The sequence below is a fragment of the Corynebacterium sp. CCUG 71335 genome, assembly GCF_024454075.1.
Taxonomy (GTDB): Bacteria; Actinomycetota; Actinomycetes; order Mycobacteriales; family Mycobacteriaceae; genus Corynebacterium; species Corynebacterium genitalium.
On record NZ_JAGPYY010000003.1, the window covers coordinates 131,036 to 150,856 of the forward strand.

Annotated in this window: 22 protein-coding genes; 11 read left to right on the forward strand and 11 right to left on the reverse strand. The window is 60.2% G+C overall.

The genetic code is table 11. The features are described 5' to 3' along the window. Positions 1-5 precede the first annotated feature (5 nt). Positions 6-593 carry an RsmD family RNA methyltransferase gene (locus KBX19_RS03380; protein ID WP_255995201.1) on the forward strand — a complete coding sequence of 196 codons (588 nt, stop codon included), beginning with the start codon at positions 6-8 and terminating at the stop codon, positions 591-593. Further along, positions 590-1,075, forward strand: a complete 486-nt coding sequence (gene coaD / locus KBX19_RS03385; protein WP_255997417.1) for a pantetheine-phosphate adenylyltransferase — start codon at positions 590-592, stop codon at positions 1,073-1,075. Before KBX19_RS03380 ends, coaD begins: the two co-directional genes overlap by 4 nt. Before the next feature lie 152 nt (positions 1,076-1,227). Here the strand turns inward: coaD and KBX19_RS03390 are convergent, their stop codons facing one another. The 4 genes from KBX19_RS03390 to KBX19_RS03405 all read right to left on the reverse strand — a co-directional run bounded on the left by KBX19_RS03390 (position 1,228) and on the right by KBX19_RS03405 (position 4,260). Then, positions 1,228-1,995: an amino acid ABC transporter ATP-binding protein gene (locus tag KBX19_RS03390; protein WP_305083707.1), complete on the reverse strand. Its 768-nt coding sequence runs from the start codon at positions 1,993-1,995 to the stop codon at positions 1,228-1,230. 9 nt (positions 1,996-2,004) lie between these two features. After that, complete coding sequence (locus KBX19_RS03395) at positions 2,005-2,922, reverse strand: amino acid ABC transporter permease (protein ID WP_255997419.1); 918 nt, start codon at positions 2,920-2,922, stop codon at positions 2,005-2,007. Then, positions 2,922-3,821 carry an ABC transporter substrate-binding protein gene (locus KBX19_RS03400; RefSeq protein WP_255997420.1) on the reverse strand — a complete coding sequence of 300 codons (900 nt, stop codon included), beginning with the start codon at positions 3,819-3,821 and terminating at the stop codon, positions 2,922-2,924. The genes KBX19_RS03395 and KBX19_RS03400 overlap by 1 nt, the downstream gene beginning before the upstream one ends. 85 nt (positions 3,822-3,906) lie before the next feature. Beyond that, positions 3,907-4,260 carry a hypothetical protein gene (locus KBX19_RS03405; RefSeq protein ID WP_255997422.1) on the reverse strand — a complete coding sequence of 118 codons (354 nt, stop codon included), beginning with the start codon at positions 4,258-4,260 and terminating at the stop codon, positions 3,907-3,909. Between the two features lie 147 nt (positions 4,261-4,407). Here KBX19_RS03405 and KBX19_RS03410 point away from each other — a divergent pair, with 147 nt between their 5' ends. Then, positions 4,408-5,253, forward strand: a complete 846-nt coding sequence (locus tag KBX19_RS03410) for a cutinase family protein (protein ID WP_255997424.1) — start codon at positions 4,408-4,410, stop codon at positions 5,251-5,253. On the opposite strand, the gene KBX19_RS03415 is transcribed toward KBX19_RS03410, so the two are convergent. Both KBX19_RS03415 and KBX19_RS03420 read right to left on the reverse strand, forming a co-directional pair. Next, positions 5,254-6,651, reverse strand: a complete 1,398-nt coding sequence (locus KBX19_RS03415) for a deoxyribodipyrimidine photo-lyase (RefSeq protein WP_255997426.1) — start codon at positions 6,649-6,651, stop codon at positions 5,254-5,256. It abuts the gene before it with no gap. A 67-nt stretch (positions 6,652-6,718) separates the two neighbouring features. Further along, positions 6,719-7,294: a GDSL-type esterase/lipase family protein gene (locus KBX19_RS03420; protein ID WP_255995205.1), complete on the reverse strand. Its 576-nt coding sequence runs from the start codon at positions 7,292-7,294 to the stop codon at positions 6,719-6,721. Between the two features lie 205 nt (positions 7,295-7,499). Between KBX19_RS03420 and KBX19_RS03425 the strand changes: the two genes are divergently transcribed. The 5 genes from KBX19_RS03425 to KBX19_RS03445 all read left to right on the forward strand — a co-directional run bounded on the left by KBX19_RS03425 (position 7,500) and on the right by KBX19_RS03445 (position 12,634). Further along, on the forward strand, positions 7,500-9,062 hold the full coding sequence (locus KBX19_RS03425) for a sodium:alanine symporter family protein (RefSeq protein ID WP_255997427.1): 1,563 nt from the start codon (positions 7,500-7,502) through the stop codon (positions 9,060-9,062). Positions 9,063-9,133: 71 nt separating this feature from the next. Then, entirely contained in the window at positions 9,134-10,342 is a 1,209-nt protein-coding gene (locus tag KBX19_RS03430) for an amidohydrolase (RefSeq protein WP_255997429.1), read from the forward strand. Between the two features lie 264 nt (positions 10,343-10,606). Further along, positions 10,607-11,236: a YdhK family protein gene (locus KBX19_RS03435; protein ID WP_255995208.1), complete on the forward strand. Its 630-nt coding sequence runs from the start codon at positions 10,607-10,609 to the stop codon at positions 11,234-11,236. Positions 11,237-11,243: 7 nt separating this feature from the next. After that, positions 11,244-11,750 carry an O-acetyl-ADP-ribose deacetylase gene (locus KBX19_RS03440; protein ID WP_255997431.1) on the forward strand — a complete coding sequence of 169 codons (507 nt, stop codon included), beginning with the start codon at positions 11,244-11,246 and terminating at the stop codon, positions 11,748-11,750. 2 nt (positions 11,751-11,752) lie between these two features. Then, the gene (locus KBX19_RS03445) at positions 11,753-12,634 is read left to right on the forward strand and encodes a DMT family transporter (RefSeq protein WP_255997433.1); all 882 of its coding nucleotides are present in this window, start codon (positions 11,753-11,755) and stop codon (positions 12,632-12,634) included. A gap of 5 nt (positions 12,635-12,639) precedes the next feature. Here KBX19_RS03445 and KBX19_RS03450 read toward each other — a convergent pair whose 3' ends face one another. Further along, positions 12,640-12,930, reverse strand: coding sequence for a hypothetical protein (locus tag KBX19_RS03450; RefSeq protein ID WP_255997434.1), 291 nt, complete (start codon positions 12,928-12,930; stop codon positions 12,640-12,642). Here KBX19_RS03450 and KBX19_RS03455 point away from each other — a divergent pair. Continuing rightward, on the forward strand, positions 12,929-13,417 hold the full coding sequence (locus tag KBX19_RS03455; protein WP_255997436.1) for a GNAT family N-acetyltransferase: 489 nt from the start codon (positions 12,929-12,931) through the stop codon (positions 13,415-13,417). The two genes, KBX19_RS03450 and KBX19_RS03455, sit on opposite strands and share 2 nt — an antisense overlap. Before the next feature lie 327 nt (positions 13,418-13,744). On the opposite strand, the gene KBX19_RS03460 is transcribed toward KBX19_RS03455, so the two are convergent. The 4 genes from KBX19_RS03460 to KBX19_RS03475 form a co-directional block, all read right to left on the reverse strand. After that, on the reverse strand, positions 13,745-14,767 hold the full coding sequence (locus KBX19_RS03460) for a hypothetical protein (RefSeq protein ID WP_255997437.1): 1,023 nt from the start codon (positions 14,765-14,767) through the stop codon (positions 13,745-13,747). A gap of 89 nt (positions 14,768-14,856) precedes the next feature. Beyond that, positions 14,857-15,435: a hypothetical protein gene (locus KBX19_RS03465; protein WP_255997438.1), complete on the reverse strand. Its 579-nt coding sequence runs from the start codon at positions 15,433-15,435 to the stop codon at positions 14,857-14,859. Positions 15,436-15,500: 65 nt separating this feature from the next. Further along, positions 15,501-15,776 carry a hypothetical protein gene (locus KBX19_RS03470; RefSeq protein ID WP_255997440.1) on the reverse strand — a complete coding sequence of 92 codons (276 nt, stop codon included), beginning with the start codon at positions 15,774-15,776 and terminating at the stop codon, positions 15,501-15,503. Positions 15,777-15,843: 67 nt separating this feature from the next. Continuing rightward, a complete protein-coding gene (locus tag KBX19_RS03475; protein ID WP_255997441.1) occupies positions 15,844-16,797 on the reverse strand; it encodes a P63C domain-containing protein in 954 nt (317 codons plus the stop codon). 168 nt (positions 16,798-16,965) lie between these two features. On the opposite strand from KBX19_RS03475, the gene KBX19_RS03480 reads away from it, so the two are divergent. Continuing rightward, positions 16,966-18,447: a DNA methyltransferase gene (locus KBX19_RS03480; protein WP_255997442.1), complete on the forward strand. Its 1,482-nt coding sequence runs from the start codon at positions 16,966-16,968 to the stop codon at positions 18,445-18,447. A gap of 16 nt (positions 18,448-18,463) precedes the next feature. Beyond that, a complete protein-coding gene (locus KBX19_RS03485; protein ID WP_255997443.1) occupies positions 18,464-19,813 on the forward strand; it encodes an IS256 family transposase in 1,350 nt (449 codons plus the stop codon). Positions 19,814-19,821 lie beyond the last annotated feature (8 nt).

Sequence of the window (19,821 nt, forward strand, 5' to 3'; positions counted from 1 at the left end):
GTCGCATGAGCCGAATCATTTCGGGCGAAGCCCGCGGACGCAAGATCAAGGTGCCGCCGGAAGGCACCCGCCCCACCTCAGACAGAGCGAAAGAGGGGTTGTTCTCGTCGCTGCAGGTGCGGTTCGGCTTCGTCGGCAAGCGTGTGCTCGACCTGTTTTCCGGCTCGGGCGCGCTGGGGCTCGAGGCCGCATCGCGTGGCGCCGACGAGGTCGTGCTTGTCGAGTCCGACCCGAAAGCCGTTGAGATAATCAAGCACAACGCCCAGGCCGTCGGCCATCCGAACGTGCATATTGAGCCCGTCAAGGCCTCCGCGTACGTGCCGCGTGCCCCGCGCGCGTACTTCGACATGGTGCTCGCCGACCCGCCCTACGACCTGCCCGACGAGGATGTCGCCGCCATGCTCGAAGCGCTCAAGCCCGCGCTTATCGACGGCGCAGCTGTCGTCATCGAACGCCACCGCGACAGCGCAGAAACCGCATGGCCGGAGGGCTACACACCTACCGGTCAAAAGTTGAAGAAGCGCCTGTATGGTATCGCTCGTATGGACATGGCTGTCTACGACAGTGCCGACAAGAACGAGGAAGAACAATGACGAAGGCAGTATGCCCAGGATCCTTCGACCCTGTGACCAACGGTCACCTGGACATCTTCACCCGCGCCGCGCGTAGCTTCGATGAAGTCACCGTCCTGGTGACCGGCAACCCGAACAAGCAGTCCGGCCTGTTCAGCATTGACGAGCGCATGGACCTCATCCGCCAAGTCACCAGCCACATTCCCAATATCACCGTTGACACATGGGGCGGTCTGCTGGTGGACTACACCACCGCGCACAACATCGGCGCGCTGGTGAAGGGTCTGCGCTCCTCCCTCGACTACGACTACGAGCTACCCATGGCGCAGATGAACCGGCGGCTCTCCGGCGTGGACACATTTTTCCTGATGACCGACGAGAAGTACGGCTACATCTCCTCGTCGCTCTGCAAGGAAGTGGCCAAGTACGGCGGCGACCTGAAGGGGCTTGTGCCGGACCCGGTTTTCGAGGCGATGAACCAGAAGTTCAGCGGCACTACTTAGGTCCAAGGGCCGCTTGCGGAAAAGTTGACAAACCTGAAGCCGGTCTAGCGCCCCATATCGCTTCTACCTGCGGAAACGGTTCTAGGCGGAAATTGAGTTTGTCAACTTTTCCGCACTAGGTTTCCGCACTGGGGCGCGGCCCCCGAAGATCCCTAGAAGATCGAGGAGAGGAACTCCTGAGTGCGGGTCTCCTGGGGGGTGTCGAGCACCTGCTCGGGTGTGCCGTATTCAACAATGGCGCCGTCGGACATGAAGGCGACTGTATCGGCGACCTCGCGGGCGAACGCCATCTCGTGGGTGACTACCAGCATGGTCATTCCGGATGCGGCCAGCTCTCGCATCACGCGGAGGACTTCGCCGACGAGTTCGGGGTCGAGGGCGGAGGTGGGTTCGTCGAAAAGCATGAGCTTGGGGTCCATAGCTACCGCGCGCGCGATGGCGACGCGTTGCTGTTGACCTCCGGAAAGCTGGACGGGGTAGGCCTCCGCTTTGTGGGCGAGGCCGACTTGCTCGAGCAGCTCCATCGCCTTCTTCTTGGCGGTCTCCGGCTTTTCGCCTTTGACGCGGATGGGGGCCTCGATGATGTTCTCCAGGGCGGTGCGGTGGCCGAAGAGATTGAAGGACTGGAAGACCATGCCGATGTCGCGGCGCTGGCGGGAGGCATCCTTTTCCGAGATTTGGTAAAGAACACCGTCTTTCTCGCGGTACCCGATGAGGTCCCCGTCGACGTAGAGGCGGCCGGCGGTGACCTGCTCGAGGTGGTTCACGCAGCGCAGGAACGTCGACTTACCGGACCCCGACGGGCCGATGAGGCAAGTGACCTCGCCTTTTTGCACTTCGAGGTTGATGCCCTTGAGCACGTCGAGCGAGCCGAACGACTTCCAGACGTCGACGGCCTGAACCATGGGTGTGCTAGTCATGAGCGCTTCCTACCTTTCCTCGATGACGGTGACGTTGTGGGGTGTTTTGCCTTCAGCGTCGGTCAGCGCCGCGAGCTGGCGGGCCGTGAGTTCGCGGGTGACACCACGGTCGAAGTAGCGCTCCAGGTAGTACTGGCCGATCATGAGGATCGAGGTGATCACCAGGTACCAGGTGGCGGCGACAAGCAGCATCGGCACTGGCTCGAAGAGCGCGGCGGCAATGTCCTGGCTGCGGCCGTAAAGCTCGAGAGAGTAGGGGATAGCCACCACCAGCGAGGAGGTCTTCAGCAGGGAAATGAACTCATTGCCTGTCGGCGGGATGATAATCCGCATTGCCTGCGGCAGGACCGTGCGGCGCATGGTCATGCCCCAGCCCATGCCCAAAGCTTTCGACGCTTCGATCTGACCTTCCGGAACCGAGTTGATGCCGGAGCGGACGATTTCGGCCATGTAACCAGCTTCGTTGAGGCCCAGGCCAAGCACCGCGAGGGCGAAAGCGGAGGAGGTGAGTGCCTCCATGGAGATTTCAGTGAAGCCGAGGTTGACGGACTGGTAGATCGCTCCGAGAAGTCCCCAGAACACCAGCTGGACATACACCGGGGTACCCCGGAAGACCCACAGGTACAGCCACGCAATGGACTTGAACACTGGGTTCGGCGACATGCGCATGACTGCCAGGATCACGCCGAGCACCACACCGATGATCATGGCCAGCACCGTCAGCGCCAGGGTGTGGCCGGCGGCGGTGAGGATGCGGGTGTCAAAAAGGTACGCGAAGTAAGTGCCCCAGCCGTAGGCCTCGCGGCGCGCGGCGTCGAAGATGAAGAGCGCGAAAAGCACCAACAGGATCACCGCGGCGACCCAGCGTCCCGGGTGGCGCAGCGGTTTAGCCTCGATGCGTTGTGGGCGTTCGTTGCGTTGAGCCATTAGTGTCCTCCCACTGGCTGCTCGTTGATCAGGGCCTCATCCAACAGGCCGGTTTCCACATTCCACTGTTCCAAGATGCGCTGGTATTCGCCCGTATCAATAAGGTGTTGCATGGCTGCGGCGAGCGCTTCCGTCAGCGGCGAATCCTTCGGCACCGCGATGCCGTAGGGTGCGGCGTCGAACATCTCGCCGGTGAGCTCGAGCTGGCCGTCCGAGCGTTCCACGGCCCAGGCCGACACAGGTGAGTCTGCGCTAAGCGCGTCAGCGCGCCCGACGAGCGCTGCCAATGCGGCATTGTCCGACGTGTCGTAAGACAGGATCGTGATCGGGTCGCCTTCCTCTTCGCACTTCTCGGCTTTCGGGCGAATGTCGTCAGTCTCTGACACCGTCGTGCGCTGCACGGCAACGGTGAGCCCGCAGGGGTTCTCCGGGTCGACCCCGCTGCCGGGCTGAGTCGCCCACTGGATGCCGGCGTACAGGAAGTTGACGAACTCGAAGTTCTCGCGCCGTTCCTCCGTGTCAGTGAAGCCAGACATTCCCGCGTCGAGCGTTCCGGCCTGAACGGCGGGCAAGATCATGGAGAAATCCTGCTCCTGAGCTTGGAACTCCAGACCCATAACGCTGGCGAGGGCGTGGCCGAGATCCATCTCCAGACCAATCATCCGGCCTTGCGAGTCCTTGAACTCAAAAGGAGCGAACGGGGGGTTGGTACCGATTGTCAGGGTGCCGGATGCCTGTATATCTTCAGGCACCATCGCGGCGATCCCGGGAACCTCATCCGGCGTGATCTGCTTCCAACCGTCAGGGTGTCCGCCCTCGACGTTGGTGACGCAACCAGCGAGCATGCTTATCGACGCAATGCTGGCCGCGCAGGCTGCCACCTTGAAAGGTTTGAACATAGAAGAAGCATACAATGCCTTCGAGTGAAGAAATTGTATGCCTCGGTCTTGGCTCAGTCCCTCTCGGAACGAGCGTGCATGCGGGTTAGCGCGGCAGGTTCGCCATGACCAGCTGGATGATCTGTCCGATGATGGTGATGCCCGCTGCGATGATGACGTAGTTGAGGATGGCGCGGGTCAAGCCCTCGGAGCTCGTCGCAGTGTCCATAGAGGACATATCCCCAAAGGGCTCGAGGCCATTTTTGAAGAAGTCCTTGGTGCTGGAGTTTTCCTGCAGAACCGACTTCTCGGGATCTAGGCCGCGTTCGATGCCAGTGGTGATTTCCGCGGAGATTTTTCCGATCTTGTCCTGTGCGTCTGCCACGGCGGGGAAAGCTCCCAGGGTCAGGGCAGCCGCGGTGGCGACGGAGACGGCTTTAGTAACGATGGATTTGCGCATGCGGGCAGTGTACCCCGCGGTTGCCCCCGACGAAACTGTGCTGAGAGCAAACTGGCCGTTTCCTGTTGGGGTTTCCTTGTATGTGCTTTATTCTTAGTTGGTCTTTACGCGGAAACCGATGCCTCACGGGGCGCGAGGAATAAGAGAATGTTGCTGAAGAAGATTGCGGCGGTCGCTGTCGCGCTTGGGTTTGTAGCGGGCGGTGCTGCGCAGGCGAGTGCTCAGGATATGAGCTCGGTGCTGGAGTCGCCGAATGTGAACACGTGCTCGCGCGAGTTCCTCATTACTATTCCCGGTGGTGCCAACACTGCTTCGTTCCTCCCGGAGAAGGCTCCTGTCGGCCCGAAGGTGACTCCGGTGGCGCAGCGCGTGCACCAGCGCACCGGTGGGACGACGCAGCCGGTGTGGATCACCTACCCGGCCGTGCCGTTCACGCTGATGACGTACACGGATTCCGCGCGTGCAGGATATAACGATGCTTCTGCGACGATGCGTCGATTGTCCCGAATGTGCCCGGATGCGACCTTTAGCATTACCGGCTTCTCTGAAGGAGCTGGCATCGGTGCGCAGCTGATTAACGACATCGCCCACGACCGCGGGCCGATCCAGAAGGAGAAGTTCCGCTCAGCTGCGCTGATCTCCAACCCCCACCTGGCTGACAACGGTGGCCACTTCCGCGCTGGTGCCACGGCCGCCGATCAGGGCGCGTTGGAGACACTGGAGGGTGGTTACGGTGAGCTAGGTCCGCGCGTGCTGGATATCTGCCGCCCCGACGACCCGATCTGCTCGCTTCCCGACGAATGGCGCCGCCACGTCGACCCCATGCTGCGCGTGGCCGCTCTAAGGGGGCAGGTGCCGATCACCGAGCTGGCGGCGATCGTCGCAATGCGCTCACCCACGACGCTGCCGCTGTTGATGAGCGTCTACAACCACGGCCAGTACGGCGAGGTCTCTTACGGTGAGGCCGTGAACTGGATTACCGCCGCCCGTTAGTCAGTTCTTGACGTCGACCATCGGCTCCGGGTACATCGGGGTGTGTCGCTCCGGCACCCACTGGTTGATGTAGAGCCCCTGAGGGTCGAACTTCTCCTCCTGGAGAAGGGGGTTGAAGATGCGGAAATAGGGTGCGGCATCGTCGCCGCAGCCGGCGACCCATTGCCAGTTGAAGGGGTTGGAAGCGTAGTCGGCGTCGACAAGCGTGTCCCAGAACCACTCTTCGCCGTGACGCCAGTGGATTCCGAGGTTCTTTGTCAGCCAGCTGCCGACGACCATCCGCACCCGGTTGTGCATCGTTCCGGTGGCCCACAACTCGCGCATCCCGGCATCGACCATTGGGATTCCTGTTTCACCTTTCTGCCACAGGGCGAGCTCATCGAGGTGCTGGGCTTCGTCCGGATCGTTCGGCACCATCTTGGGGTGGGCAAAGGCTCGCGTTGTGGAGCCAGGGGTGGCCTGGTCCGTCCACGCCCAGGGAAACGCGTTGAACTGCTCGCGGACATTGTGCGTGGCCAAGTTGGGAATGTAGTAGAGCCGGTGCCACGCGAAATCTCGCCACAGCAGCTGGCGCAAGAACGCCCAGGCATCTGCGGCGACGGTGTGATTGGCGTCTGCGAAAGCGGCCGTCTCCGCCCAGGTCTGGGCGGGACTGATCTCCCCGAAGCGCAGGTGCGCTGACAGGCCCGACGTCGCATCAACCGAGGGGATGTCGTTGCTGTCCTTGTAGCTCGTATCCGCCAATCCGTCGAGGAAGTCACGGAACCTCCGTTGCGCTTGCGTCTCACCGGGATGGCAGTGCTTGGCGAGGGTCTCCACCGCCCAGAACGGCTCCTCGAAGGTCGGTGGTGCACTCGTCGCGCCGGTTCCGTGGAGGTCGGGGATGGGGAGGGGGGTGGGTGGAGCGTCGATAAGCATGCTTTGCGACGCCTTGCCATACGGCGTGAACACCCTAAACGGCGTGCCACTACCTGTCTGCACAGTCCACGGCTCGTTCAGCAGGTAGCCGGGGTGAGAGGTGACCTCGCACGTTCCCGCCAATGTGCGCTTGAGTTCAGCATCGACATCGCGGAAGGGGAGGTGGTAGCGGCGGTTCCACGTCACCGCCGTGGCACCCAGCTCTGCGGCGATCCTCGGGACGATCTCACGGGGATCACCGTGCTCGATGATCAGGTGTACACCGCGTTGCGCCAGATCAGCGTGTAGTTTGCGGACGCTTTCACGCTGCCACCACGCCGCTGCGGCACCCAGTGGGCGAGCGGCATCGATCTCCTCGAAAATGAACAGCCCGACCACATGGCCGTGCTGCGCTGCCCACGTGAGGGTGGCGTTATCCGTGAGCCGGAGGTCGTCGCGGAACCAGACAAGTGCGAGGGGCTGCGGGGTGGGGGAGACCATGTCTTTCAGACTAAACCCGGTCAGCTAGCGGGGAGCGGCGTGGTTTCAGAGGGCGTCCTCGCGGGCGCTAGAGCACCTGGTTCACACGGGTAGCCACGTAGCGCGAACCAGCGTGGGAGGGGTGGTAGGCCATGTTGTAGTTCTCGGTGGTGGTGTCGATGAACCCGGCGACCCAGCGGTTCTTGTCCGGCGCGCAGGAATGGTTGTTGCGGGATTCGTTCTTGATGTCAATGAAGGTGGCGCCGATCTCACGCGCTGCACGCATCTGGGCATCGCGAGCACCCAGTTCCATCGCCTGAAGATGGCCAAGCGGAATGCCCCCGGGCATGTTCGGAATCACGTTGAGCAAGCAGATGCGCTGCAGGCCGGTGGGCTCAGAGATGGAGAGCAGGCCGGGCATGATAATGCGGGCGTTAGGGGCAATGCGGCGAATCTTGCCGGCAGCGGTGTGCAGGTTGCGGACGTAGACGTTCTGGATGTCACGGAAGTCTCCGGAGGCACAGTTGAGCACGTTCAGGGGTGCGTAGTCGTTGAAGCCGGTGGAGATCAAGACGGTAGTGGTGCCGCGGTTGAGATCGCCCTTCGCGATCGCGCGGTCGATGCGGTGGAGCAGCGAGGTCGAGTTTCCACCGGATAGCGTCACATCTGTTACTGATGTGACAGAAGTGACGTATGTTCTTTCTGGATGGGTAGTGGAGCTCAATTGTCCTGTCATTTGAATATCGGGCCCTGCGTGTGCGCTCGGTTGGGGGTAACTGCGGAAAATATGGGCAGGAGCGCATAGTGGGCGCTTCCCATGGTCTATAGTTTGACCAATATTTAGGACTCGCCGACGTGGGAGGACCCCCATGGAAGATCTCATCAGCACGCTTGAAGGCCTGATCTGGTCGAATGCGCTCGTATTCCTCTGTCTAGGTGCTGGCGTGTACTTCACAGCCGTGACGTTGTTCTTGCAGGTGCGTTGCTTGCCAGACATGATCAAACAAATTCGTTCGGGGGAGGACTCTGAATCGGGAATTTCCTCGTTCCAGTCGCTAATGGTCTCGCTGGCTGGCCGCGTCGGCGTAGGAAACATCTCTGGTGTGGCCACGGCCATCGCCTTCGGTGGTCCGGGTGCGGTGTTCTGGATGTGGCTGGTGGCCTTCCTGGGTTCGGCCACCTCCTTCGTCGAATGCTGCCTGGCCCAGGTGTATAAGGAGAAGGATCGTGACACGGGTGAATACCGCGGCGGCCCTGCCTATTACATCGAGAAGGCGTACTCCCACACCAAGGCCCGTCCGTTCGCGCTCGTCTACGCTGTCCTCTTCGCGGTCATGATGATCCTGGCTACCTCGTACTTCTTGCCGGGTGTTCAGGCCAACGGTGTGGCCGCAGCCGTCGATAATGCATGGAGCGTTCCCACGTGGGCGACTGCGCTGGTGATGGTCGCGCTGCTCGCTGTCATCATCCTCGGTGGTGTCAAGCGCATCGCCTGGTTCGCGTCCATGGTCGTGCCCTTCATGGCGGTGTTGTACATCCTGGTCGCCGTGATCATTCTGTTTGTGAACGCGTCGGAGATTCCCGATGTCTTCGGCCTGATCTTCCGTTCCGCGTTCGATCGCGAGGCACTGTTCTCCGGTATGCTCGGCGCCGCCATCCTGTGGGGTGTCAAGCGCGGTATCTACTCCAACGAGGCTGGCCAGGGCACCGGCCCGCAGTCGGCCGCTGCTGCTGAGGTGTCCCACCCGGCGAAGCAGGGGTTCGTGCAGTCGTTCGCCGTGTACGTCGATACGCTGCTCGTCTGCTCTGCGACCGCATTCATCATCATCTCCACCGATATGTACCGCGTCTTCGAAGGCGACGAAGAAGGCCCGGTCCGCTACTCCGGTGCGATCTCCGAGACGATCGCTGTCGGCCCCGGCTATGTCCAGTCGGGTCTTGACACATTGATCCCGGGCTTCGGCGCGAGCTTCGTGGCGTTGGCCATTCTCTTCTTCGCCTTCACCACGATCGTCGCTTACTACTACATGGCAGAGGTCAACTTCAGCTACCTCAACCGGTGGATCGAGAACGACACCGCCCGCAGCGTGGTCATTTGGTTCCTGCGCGGTCTGATTCTCGTGTCTGTGTGGGTCGGTGCAACCACGACTCCGGGCACAGCGTGGGCGCTCGGCGACATTGGCGTCGGCGTGACGGCGTGGCTGAACATCGTTGCCATCCTCGTGCTGCAAGTTCCCGCACTGAAGTGCCTTTGGGATTACCGCCGCCAGAAGAAGGCTGGCCTCGACCCGCAGTTCGACCCGGAGGCAGTGGGCATCCGCAACGCGACGTTCTGGCAGGCGCGCAAAGAGCAAATGCTTATCGACGGCTCCTGGACCACCCCCTCCACCCACGAATCCAACAGCATTCTGGAACGGTATCCCCGGGCCTAAAACCGCACGTGCGTGGCGGTCCACGGGCCTAGGCTGGGAGGTAGAACCCTTTCATCTAAGGAGGTATCCCAATGGCCACCGAGAACTTTCAGAAACTGATTGACACTCTGGAAAACACGCGGGCTGAGCGCGAGGAACTGTACAAGTGGTTCCACCAACACCCCGAGCTCTCGATGGAGGAGCACGAGACCGCCGCGCGCATTGAGGAAGAACTCAAGCGCTTAGGCCTCGAGGTGCAGACATTCGCTGGCACCGGCAAAGTCGCTGTCATCCAAAACGGTGAAGGCCCGGTAGTCCTGTTCCGTTCTGACCACGACGCATTGCCGATCACCGAAGAATCCGACGTCGACTACGCCGCACCGTACGAGCTAGGCAAGATGCACGCCTGCGGCCACGACATGCACACCACCGCCCAGCTCGGTGCGGTCGGTGCACTAGTGCGCAACAAGGACCTGTGGTCCGGCACGTTCATCGCGCTGTTCCAGCCCGGTGAGGAAGCCGGCGGAGGGGCGCGCCGCATGGTCGAGGATGGTCTCGTCGATAGGCTGCCGAAGCCAGACTACGTCTTCGGTCAGCACATCTTCGCCGAGGACCCGCCGTACGGCTTCATCTTCACCCCTGGGCGCATGACCACCGCCGCATCGAATTGGAAAGTGCGCATCCACGGTAAGTCCGGGCACGCGTCGCTTCCGCACCGCTCCGTCGACCCGATCCCAACTGCCGCGTCGATCGTGACCCGCCTGCAAGCCGCCGTCGCGCGCGAGGTCGACCCGTTGGAGATCGCCATCATCTCCGTCGGTTCCATCAACGGCGGAACCACCTCGAACTCAATTACGGACATGGTGGAACTAGGCATCAACACCCGTGCCTCCACTGACGCGATCTCCGAGCAGATCCAGAACATCATGAAGCGCGTGGTCACCGCCGAGTGCGAAGCGGGCAACTGCCCGCAGCCGCCGGAGTTCGAATACCTCGACTCCGTCCCGGTGGTCTACAACGACCCGGAGCTCACTGAACGGGTCAAAGACACCTTCACCGAGTTCTTCGGTGAGGATCTGGTGCAGTACGGTCCCGGGTTCCCCGGCTCCGAAGACTTCCCGATCATCCCGAACGCCTGGGACGTACCGTACTTCTTCATCGGCTGGTCCGGTTTTGAAGAGGGGCAGGCTGGCCCGCCGAACCACTCCAAGGGATTTGTGCCACAGATCCAGCCGTCTTTGGACCGTGGCTCGATCTCCGTGCTGCTCGCAGCCGCCACGGTGATGGGGACGGACGATTAGGCGGCTGGGCTTTACAAGGTCCTGCGGGGCGCCTTCTGGGGCCCACGTGCTATGACCCCCAGGGCGTGACCTTCAAGGCCCCGTTCGCCCGCACGTGCCATGAACCTCTGTCTATCTCTTCGGTGCCGATGTCCACAGCTGACGGGAATCCTTGATCGGGAAGGTGAAACCGAGCATGAAGATGATCGTGACGAACGGAACGAGCACGAAGCGCATGTAGAATGGTTCAGTTACCGTCCGCCTACGCAGAATGAGGTACACATCATGACCACACGCAAGACCATGGCAATCGCAACCGTTGCAGTGGCGGGTTTGTTCGCTGCTACTGCATGCTCCTCCGAGAATACTGAGGTGCCTCAGACCCCTGAGACCACAGTCCAGGAGGAGACGAGCGCGGAACAGAACCACGAGCACGGAGACGACGCCAGCGACCACAACCACGGCGGCCACGAGGGCCACGAGCACGCTGAAGACGGTGGGCCCGCCCCCGAAGGCATGACAGAGGCTTCCGCTCCGACCTATCCCGTCGGTACGGAAGTCATTCTCACCGCGGACCACATGCCCGGCATGGACGGTGCGGAGGCCACCATCGTCGGCGCTTTCGATGGCACGTACACCTACGCCATCTCCTACGACCCGACCGACGGTGGCGAGCGTGTGACCAACCACAAGTGGGTTGTTCAGCAGGAGCTCGAGGATGCTGGCGAGGAGCGCTTGGCCGACGGCACCGAGAAAGTTGTCACCGCCGAGCACATGAAGGGCATGAAGGGTGCGACAGCCACGATCGACAGCTCTACCGATGAGACTGTCTACATGGTCGACGTTGAGGCCGACGGCATGACCATGAAGAACCACAAGTGGGTCGTCGAGAGCGAGATCAAACCCGCGAACTAGCAGAGTCATGAAACTCACTGTCATTCGCGGAGACATCACGCGAGAGCTTGTCGACGCTATCGTCAACGCCGCCAACTCTTCCCTCCTCGGGGGAGGTGGGGTCGACGGGGCGATCCACCGTGCTGGCGGCCCGGCTGTCCTCGCTGCCTGCAAGAAAGTCCGTGCGGAGCAGTGCCCCGACGGGCTACCCACCGGTGACGCTGTAGCGACTACCGCGGGCGACCTTTCTGCCACATGGGTCATTCACACTGTCGGTCCAGTGCACGGTCGCGGCACGCGTCAAGAACTCGTATCGTGTTACCGCCGCTCCATGGAGGTAGCAGGCGAAATCGGTGCCCGCACTATTGCTTTCCCGCTGGTGAGCGCCGGTGTTTACGGTTGGCCGCTTGACGACGCCGCTGCCAGCGCCATCGAAGGCGTCACCGAGTCCGGCGTCGAAATGGACGAGGTCCGCTTTGTCGCCTTCTCACCGGAGACTGAGGAAGCGTTGCAGAAAGCACTCGACGAGCGGTAACCATGCCTGCTAGTGCACAAGAGGGCAGCGCCGTATCGCCGCTGCGCCCAGTGATCCTCATCCTCATCGGATCGTTGGGGAACCAATCATCGTCCGTCATTTCCTCGACGTTGTTTGCTCAGCTTGGCACGGTGGCTGTGTCGACGCTTCGTCTTGCCCTCTCTGCGGCGTTCCTGTTCGTCATCTTCCGGCCAAGGCTCACCAAGCTCAGCCGCGAACGATGGATCAATGCCGTCATCTACGGTGCGGCCATGGCGGCAATGAACCAATTCTTCTTTGCTGCGGTCGCCCGTATCCCGTTGGGCGTCGCGGTCACATTGGACTTCCTCGGCCCGTGCTTAGTGTCGTTTTTTGGGATCAAGTTCTGGCAGGGCAGGGTATGGGCTCTCGTGGCGTTTGCAGGGATCGTGCTCATCACGGGCCCTTCCTCAGGTCTGGACCCGCTCGGGATCACATTCGGTCTCATTGGGGGAGGCTTCTTTGCTGCCTACACTGTGTTCGCTGAACGCGTTGGAAAGGCCGAAGGCGGGCTTGGGGACTTAGCAATCTCCGTAGCAGTCGCCGCGATTCTCACCTTCCCACTGGTTGCGCCGGTGCTTGGAAACGTCGATAAGCGCGCATGGCTGATCCTCACCATTGCCGCAGTTGTGGGAGTGGTCATTCCGTACATTGCGGACACATTGGCGGCGAAGTTCTCCTCGGCACAGGTCGTCGGCACGCTTTTTGCTCTTGATCCTGTGCTTGGTTCTCTGCTCGGATGGCTCTTCGCCGGCGACCAGCTCACCGTGCGCATGGTCGTCGGCATTGCCTTGGTGACCGTTGCGGGCGCGGCCATTACCTGGCAGTCGACCCCGAAGAACGAGACAAAGCCCGAGCCTTTCTAATCGGTCTACAGCCTCATCAGGCCGGCGGAGTACTTTTCCCGAAAGCCATCGGGGGCGGAAACGCGCTGGCCTGGAAAACCGCCAGACCGGAACACGCGGTTGAGATAGTCGACGAAGGGCTCGTGGATGGGTTGTGCGTGCGCGTCCTCGTTCACGAATGTGCCTTCAACGGTGGGAGCGGGAAGTTCGAAACCGTACGGTGCCCCTCCGGAAATATTCGCTTTGTGCAGGCTATCTGGTGCCACGGACAGGTCATGCGGCAAGACTAAGGCCCCGCGCAGTAGAAAGAGAACCATGATCGACGCAGTATTCCGGCCGCTGTCAGACGGCGACCGCGTATTACTGGAGCAGGCCACGCTCGGGAACGTGAATTGGGACGGTGACCGGTTCACCCTTGATCAGGTCAGGGAGACCGAAGCGTTAGCTCATTACCTCGAGTTTGATCCTGAGCGCGGGGACTTCGGGATTGTAGCGGAGAGGGATGGTCGAGCTGTTGGCGTCGCGTGGGCGTTTTTCCTGCCAGCTGAGAACCCGGGATTCGGGTACGTTGATGCGGATATCCCCGAGTTGAGCCTGTGGGTTCATCCCAATGCGCGCGGTCAAGGGCTTGGCCGTCAGCTTCTGCGGGAGCTTGTTGACGTTTCCCGGCAGCAAGGGGTCGATGCGGTCAGTTTATCCGTTGAAGAGGGGAATTTTGCCCGGCAGCTCCACATGTCGGAGGGGTTTGAAGACATCCCCGGGTCCGGAGTTAACGGCGCCATGTCACGCCAACTCCGCCGCTAGGGTCTTGGTTCTAGACTCGGGGGTTGTTGTTCTTGCCGATGGCGATGCCCAAAACGATTCCGACGATTAGGGCGATAACAGCAACGATAATGGTGATTAAAGAGAAACCAAACACAGCTTTTCCTTTCCTAGACGGTTGACTTAGGTCACACTACCGCCGTTACGCCAAACCGGCAGGAAATCGGAGAAAGGGGGGTTTCGGAAAACTCCCTGACCACCACCAACGCGGCGCAGTCCCAGCCTTAGTTCCACGGCCTTCGGCATTTGGTTCCAACGCGTGCCCGCTACCAGGAGATTGACCAATCCGCCGATCCCTGTTGCGCGGCCTTACTGCTCCCGCTCGTGGAAGATCAATTCGTCCTCCAGCGCGTCGCCGAACTCGGTGAAAATCTCGGCGTAGGCCGTGACGATGCCGAGGGAGATGATCTGCTCTTCGAAAAGGTCATCGAGGGCGTTCTCGTCGCCGTCTTTCCAACCAGCGGCGAGTGCTTCAAGTTGACCCTTGTCCAAGAGCCTGCGCTTTCTCACGCGACTGTCGCCTAGCGCACGGTCAACGAGAGCCTGCCGTGCCTTCTCTTCCTCACTGGCAATGTCAGCGCCGGCCTCCCAGCTCCCATGTACGAAGGTGTTCCTCATGTCAATTGGCTCTTCCAGGTCTTCCGCTATGCCGCGGCAGGTTGCGCACGGTGCTTCGTTTGCGAGTGCTTTTCGTAGCCCTCTGGCCATTTTCTGTGCTCGGTGCGTGGCGCCCCGCAGCTCTCCTTCACCGAAGTGGTGCTGGCATAGGTCGGCCATCAGGTTTTCAACTCGGGCCGCGGTGAGTACGAGACAGGCGTAGACGGCGAGGAACTCGTCGTTGAAGCTCTGGAGATACGGCAGGGGTTCCCGCCGGGCGAAGGGAAGCAATCCTGCGTACTGCTCCGAAAGCTCTCTCGCGCTTTGAAGGACGGCTTCCACGCCTGGCAAGACGGCGACGCTTTCGGAGATGCCCTTGTACGCCTGGTCGAGGGTTTTTTGCAGTTCGTCCGAAATGGGTGGCAGCTCGATCTTCGGAGCGTAAGCCGAGAGGTCAATCTTAGGCACCATGTCCTCGAACAGGCTGGAGTAGTCGAACCCAAGGTTCGGAATGTTGGCTCGGCTTATGGATTTGAGGAACTCGGCGTCTATTGGGGAGTAGGCCTTCCGCGTTGTTTCTGCGATTTCAGCCATCAGGTTTGGGTAGTGCTTGTAAAGAAGGCTGTTTAGCTCGTCATCAGTGAAGTCTGAAATTGGCCGGTCGAGGGGGTCGATGTCGTCATGGTCGTCGTTTTCGTGAGCGTCGAAGTCGTCAGGCTGGTAGTCGTTCGTCATGGTCCCAGTGTGCCTTGGGTTGCGGGCGAGCAATCGTGTCTGGGGGTGAAGGGTTCGCTCTTGGCGGGACAGAATCACCGTGCCACTGTCTAGTCGTCGGTCGGTACAAACCACCTTCGCGTCTGGCACACCACCGCCAGCAGACCTTCCTTCCGGCAGTTCTCCGCGATCTTCCAGGCAAGCGCGAGCTTGTTCGTGCGGCCGAGAAACTCGGTGCCACACTCTGTCCAAACCTCGTAGGTCTGTTTGCCGAAGCGAGGGTCGATGAGCTCGCGCGGGGCATCCTCGTAGACGCCGGTGTCGGCGACGAGAGTGTCGTGCTCCATGTGCGTTTCGGCGACGAGCCGCGAGCGCTCCCACATCGACAAGTCCCGAGGGTCTGCGTCGGCTTCAAGCGCCACGAGACCGGTGGCGCGGTCGCAGTTCTTCACGAGCAAAGTGAGGAACTTCTTCGCTTCGGCCACGTCGAACTCGACGTGTTCACCGTCAGGACCGAGCAGGCGCACGGTCTCGGCGTTGCGACCGAGGAACACGTTCATGTGGGCGAGCTCGTCGCGGTCGAGGAACAGGTCGAGATGGAGAAGCACTGACTCGGGATGCCGCCGTTTCGGAACCGGTACGGAAAGGAACTCGATGTCTGATTCGTCAAAGTGGTGGTGGTGGCTCATACGCCAGCAGCCTGCCTAGAGCCCAGGGTGGCGAACAACCACAGGGGTGCAAGGTTCGGTAGAGGTCAGGACGTCTCTTTGAGTAGCGGGTCGTTGTCGGTTTCGATCCTGTCCCACCGCGTAAGGTACACAGCAGCATTCTCACCGCGGGCTAACCTTTCGCCAGTCTCGCCGAGCGCTGCGGCCGCCGACCAGTGGACGGAAAGCAGATGAAAGTTCTCGTCGCGGACTTCGAGGCGAGACCCCGTCGCGGGGTACGGGGCGGTTCCACTTGGTGTCAATGCGTAAAAGCTATCGGGCGCGGCTTCGGCAGCCCAGGAATTGTCGTGGTGTGAGGTCATGCCTTGAGCATGTCGTCGACAGTCCCTTTGGCGCTAGGGCGGGGGTAACAGATTGATCCTTGATGTCTCAAAACTTCATCATCGTCTGCACTGGACGATTGCGTGAATCAGCCTTATTGAAGAGCTGTTCAAACTCCTGCTTGTCGTCCGAAACCTGCATGAGTGTCACGACCGTTGAGATTTGCCGCTCAAGGTGCTTGACACCCATATCTTCCGAGAGGTGTTGGTGGTGCTTCCGTGCCCGATTCCCTTGCTCATTGATAGGGTTCAATTCCCGCAACCTTTGGAGCACTCCCGCTGGCATCGGCTTGTAAATGTACTCATTGATGAAATGCCCAACGTATGGGGTGTGTTTGGTTTTTCCGGGAAAGAACTCCCAGCCGTGTATGCGGTACACCTCTTTGAAAAAGACCTCTGGAAATCTCTTGATCCAAGGCTTGAACTCCTCATGCACATACGCGTCGAGCAACCTTTGCAGTTCGTTCGCGGCTCGTGTTTCTTGGTAGCCGGTCGCCTCGTCAACGAGTGCTGTGATGCCGACAAGAGCTAGAGCTCGGACAAGCACCTGGGCGGCCATTACCGCCGGACGCTGGTTTGCCGTAAGAACGCCGTGGTCATCAGCAGCAAGGTAGACATTGCAAATGCGCGGCAGGATTTCCGCGTTGTACCCGCTACGAACCTGCTTTTCATCCCCAACACGATATTCAATGCGCTCTAGGTTCTCCCTGAGCTCGGGTGTAATGAATGGCTGGAGGTTATTCGCTTCGACAAACGGTGGCATATTGTCGTTTCGCGTTCGCCGGCCCGACGAAGTCGATCTGCCAAGCGCAGCCATGATAGAGGCCTGACTGATAATGCGGCGGCCATCTTCGATGACGAAACAATCCAGTGTGATGTCATCGAGATGGATTTGACCTTGGTGTGTGGCCCTCTCGACTGTGCGGCCCCACCGTGTATCGGCAGCTTTCTGACCCGCGATTTTGTGTGGATCAAGGTTTTCGATTTTTCCATACGATTCCATAATCGCATATCCTAGCATGCCGATTTCGACAATGTCGCGCGGTGCATCTGAACTGGCTAAACGGTAAATTTTCCGCACTTTTAGGCCAGTGCCGCGCGCTATGCGATTTCCACAACGTATGGAGGGGATTCCGGCTCTCTGGCACTGAATGTGACGGGTAGTTGTGCAATGGGCTCACTTTCTTTCCGGCGGCGGCATACGTTCAGGCAGGCTGGTCATCAAACGCTGTTCGCTGCTCGCTTCGAGTCCCGAACCGAAATCTCGTTCCGGTTCGTTAACCTTGAAACAGCACTAGAGAGGACACCCATGTCACGACTGACCGACCTGCTCGCCCAGGCCCGGGCCTATGACCCCCGCATGGCTCAGGAGCTAGAACGCGAGATTCGCCACGCCACCAACCAGCGCACCTTCGGCCTTGTCTTTGAGCGGCATTTGCCGGACGGCGTTGAGTTGCCAACGCGGCCTGTCCGCCGCGGTGACACGGTCCATATCCTCCCTCCCCGTGGCACAGTGGCGCCCACAGACCCAACACTGTGGAAGGTCGTGCAGATTGACCGCAAGGCCGATGGCGGAGCCACCTCAACTGTCCTCGAAGCGGAACCCGGACAGGGCAACGAACCGGAGCTGCGAGACGCGGTGAAAGTGGATGACCTTGTCGTTGTCGCCCAGCACGACGACACGATCTACCCCGGACTCGTCCAGACCGGTGAGGTCGTGAACTCGTCTGACCCGGAGGCGCCTTTCCACACGGTCATTAATGCAGAGAACCTGCACGCGTTGAACTTGCTCACATACACGCACCGCCACAAGGTGGGCTGCATCTACATCGACCCGCCGTACAACACCCGCGACAAGGACTGGAAGTACAACAACGACTACGTTGACGGCGATGACCAGTACAAGCACTCGAAGTGGTTGTCGATGATGGAGAAGCGTCTGGAACTCGCCAAGGAGCTACTCAACCCCGAGGACTCGGTGCTCATTGTCACCATTGACGAGAAGGAATATCTGCGGTTAGGGATGCTGCTGGAGCAGACGTTCCCGGAGGCGAGGATTCAGATGGTGAGTTCGCTCATTAACCCAACTGGAGCGATTAGGTCGAATCAGTTCACACGGACGGATGAGTATATCTATGTTGTCCAATTTGGGTCATCGAAAATTGAGCCCCTGGTTCTCAAAGTCGATTCGTCGGAAAAAGTGCGGTGGAACAGCCTGCGCAGGTTCGAGATGACTTCAAAACGTGGAAGTCGGCCAGACCAATTTTATGCTATCTACGTATCGGAAAGCGATGGACGAATTGTGGGGACAAGTGCTCCATTAGCAGATGATGTACCACGAGAATCGGTCCTAGCTCCGGACGGCTGTGTTTCCGTTTTCCCCGTCAAACCCGACGGCACCGAAATGATTTGGGGCCTAACTCCACCGAGTTTGATGAAACGCGTGGAGAAGGGCTTCGCAAAAGCAGTCGGTTCAAAATCCAAAGGATTCACGCCTTACTACCTGACGAGCGGAAAGTTGCAAGATATTGAACGCGGTGAAATCGAAATCATTGGGCGCAACGGAGATGGCTCTGTAGAGGTCCGTCGTTCAAAGGGGCTCAAAACCGTGATGGAGGGTGTCAGGAAGTTTGTGTGTGAGGCTTTGATCTGAAGGAGTTTCACCGATAATGACTACGGTGTCACCGAAGAAAGGCCATGACCCGGCGAGGGTCAACGAGATCAGCGAGAAGCTGATGGAAAATCCTGAGCTGGCCAGCCTGATTAGCGAGCTGTCGACCTCTGCTGATGATGCAAGCGACCTGGTCAAAGGTCTGTTGCAGGCGTCGATTAACGCTGGTCTGCAGGCGGAGATGGATGCACATTTGGGCTACGGCCATGCCGACCGTAAGGCGAAGGCCCGGGTGGAAACCGCACAGGAGAGCAATCACCGCAATGGGTCGTACACCAAGACCGTTAATTCTGGCTACGGCGCGGTGGAAGTGACCATGCCGAGGGATCGTGCCGGCACGTTTGCGCCAAAGATGGTGCCCAAAGGCTCCCGTCGGCTCACCGAGCTAGACGACATGATTATCTCGCTATACGCCAGTGGGATGACAGTGCGCGATATTCAGCATCACCTCGCGACCACCCTGGGGGTGGATATGAGCCCGGATACGATCAGCACCATTACCGATGCGGTGTTAGACGAGGTCATGATCTGGCAAAACCGCCAGCTCGACGAGTTCTACCCAGTGATCTTCCTCGACGCGCTACGCGTGAAAATCCGCGATGGCCACCGCGTGGTCAATAAGGCCTGCTATATGGCGATCGGTGTCGACATCGACGGCATCAAGCACATCCTGGGATTGTGGATCGCTGACAATGAAGGCGCCGCATTCTGGGCATCAGTGTGCGCAGATCTGGCCAACCGTGGCGTCCAGGACGTGTTCATCGTGTGCTGCGACGGGCTTAAAGGCCTGCCGGAAGCAGTAGAGGCAACCTGGCCGAATTCCATGGTGCAGACCTGCATTGTGCACCTGATTCGGGCTGCGAACCGGTGGGTGTCCTATCAGGACCGCGAACCCGTCTCCCGGGCGCTGCGTGAGGTCTACACGGCCGCAAACGAGGACACCGCCCGTGCCGCCTTGGATGCGTTCGAAGCCTCTGAGCTAGGTCGCCGCTACCCGCAGTCGGTCAAAGTCTGGCGCGACGCCTGGGAGCGGTTCGTGCCGTTTCTGCAGTTCCCGCCTGCGGCACGGCGGGTACTCTACACCACTAATTCGATCGAATCGCTCAACGCTGAACTGCGTAAAGCTACCCGTAACCGCGGGCAGTTCCCGAACGATTCTGCGGCGTTGAAAACGCTGTGGCTGATGATCTGCAACATCGAGGACAAGCGCGCTGCGCAGCGAGCGAAGAAAGCAAAGCGCGACATTGAATGCAACGGCTATATTGAAGGAGCGAAAGCCACCGGGTGGAAACATGCCATCAACCAACTAGCCGTGGCTTACCCCGACCGATTCGCGGCTTACTTGTAAACCAAGCC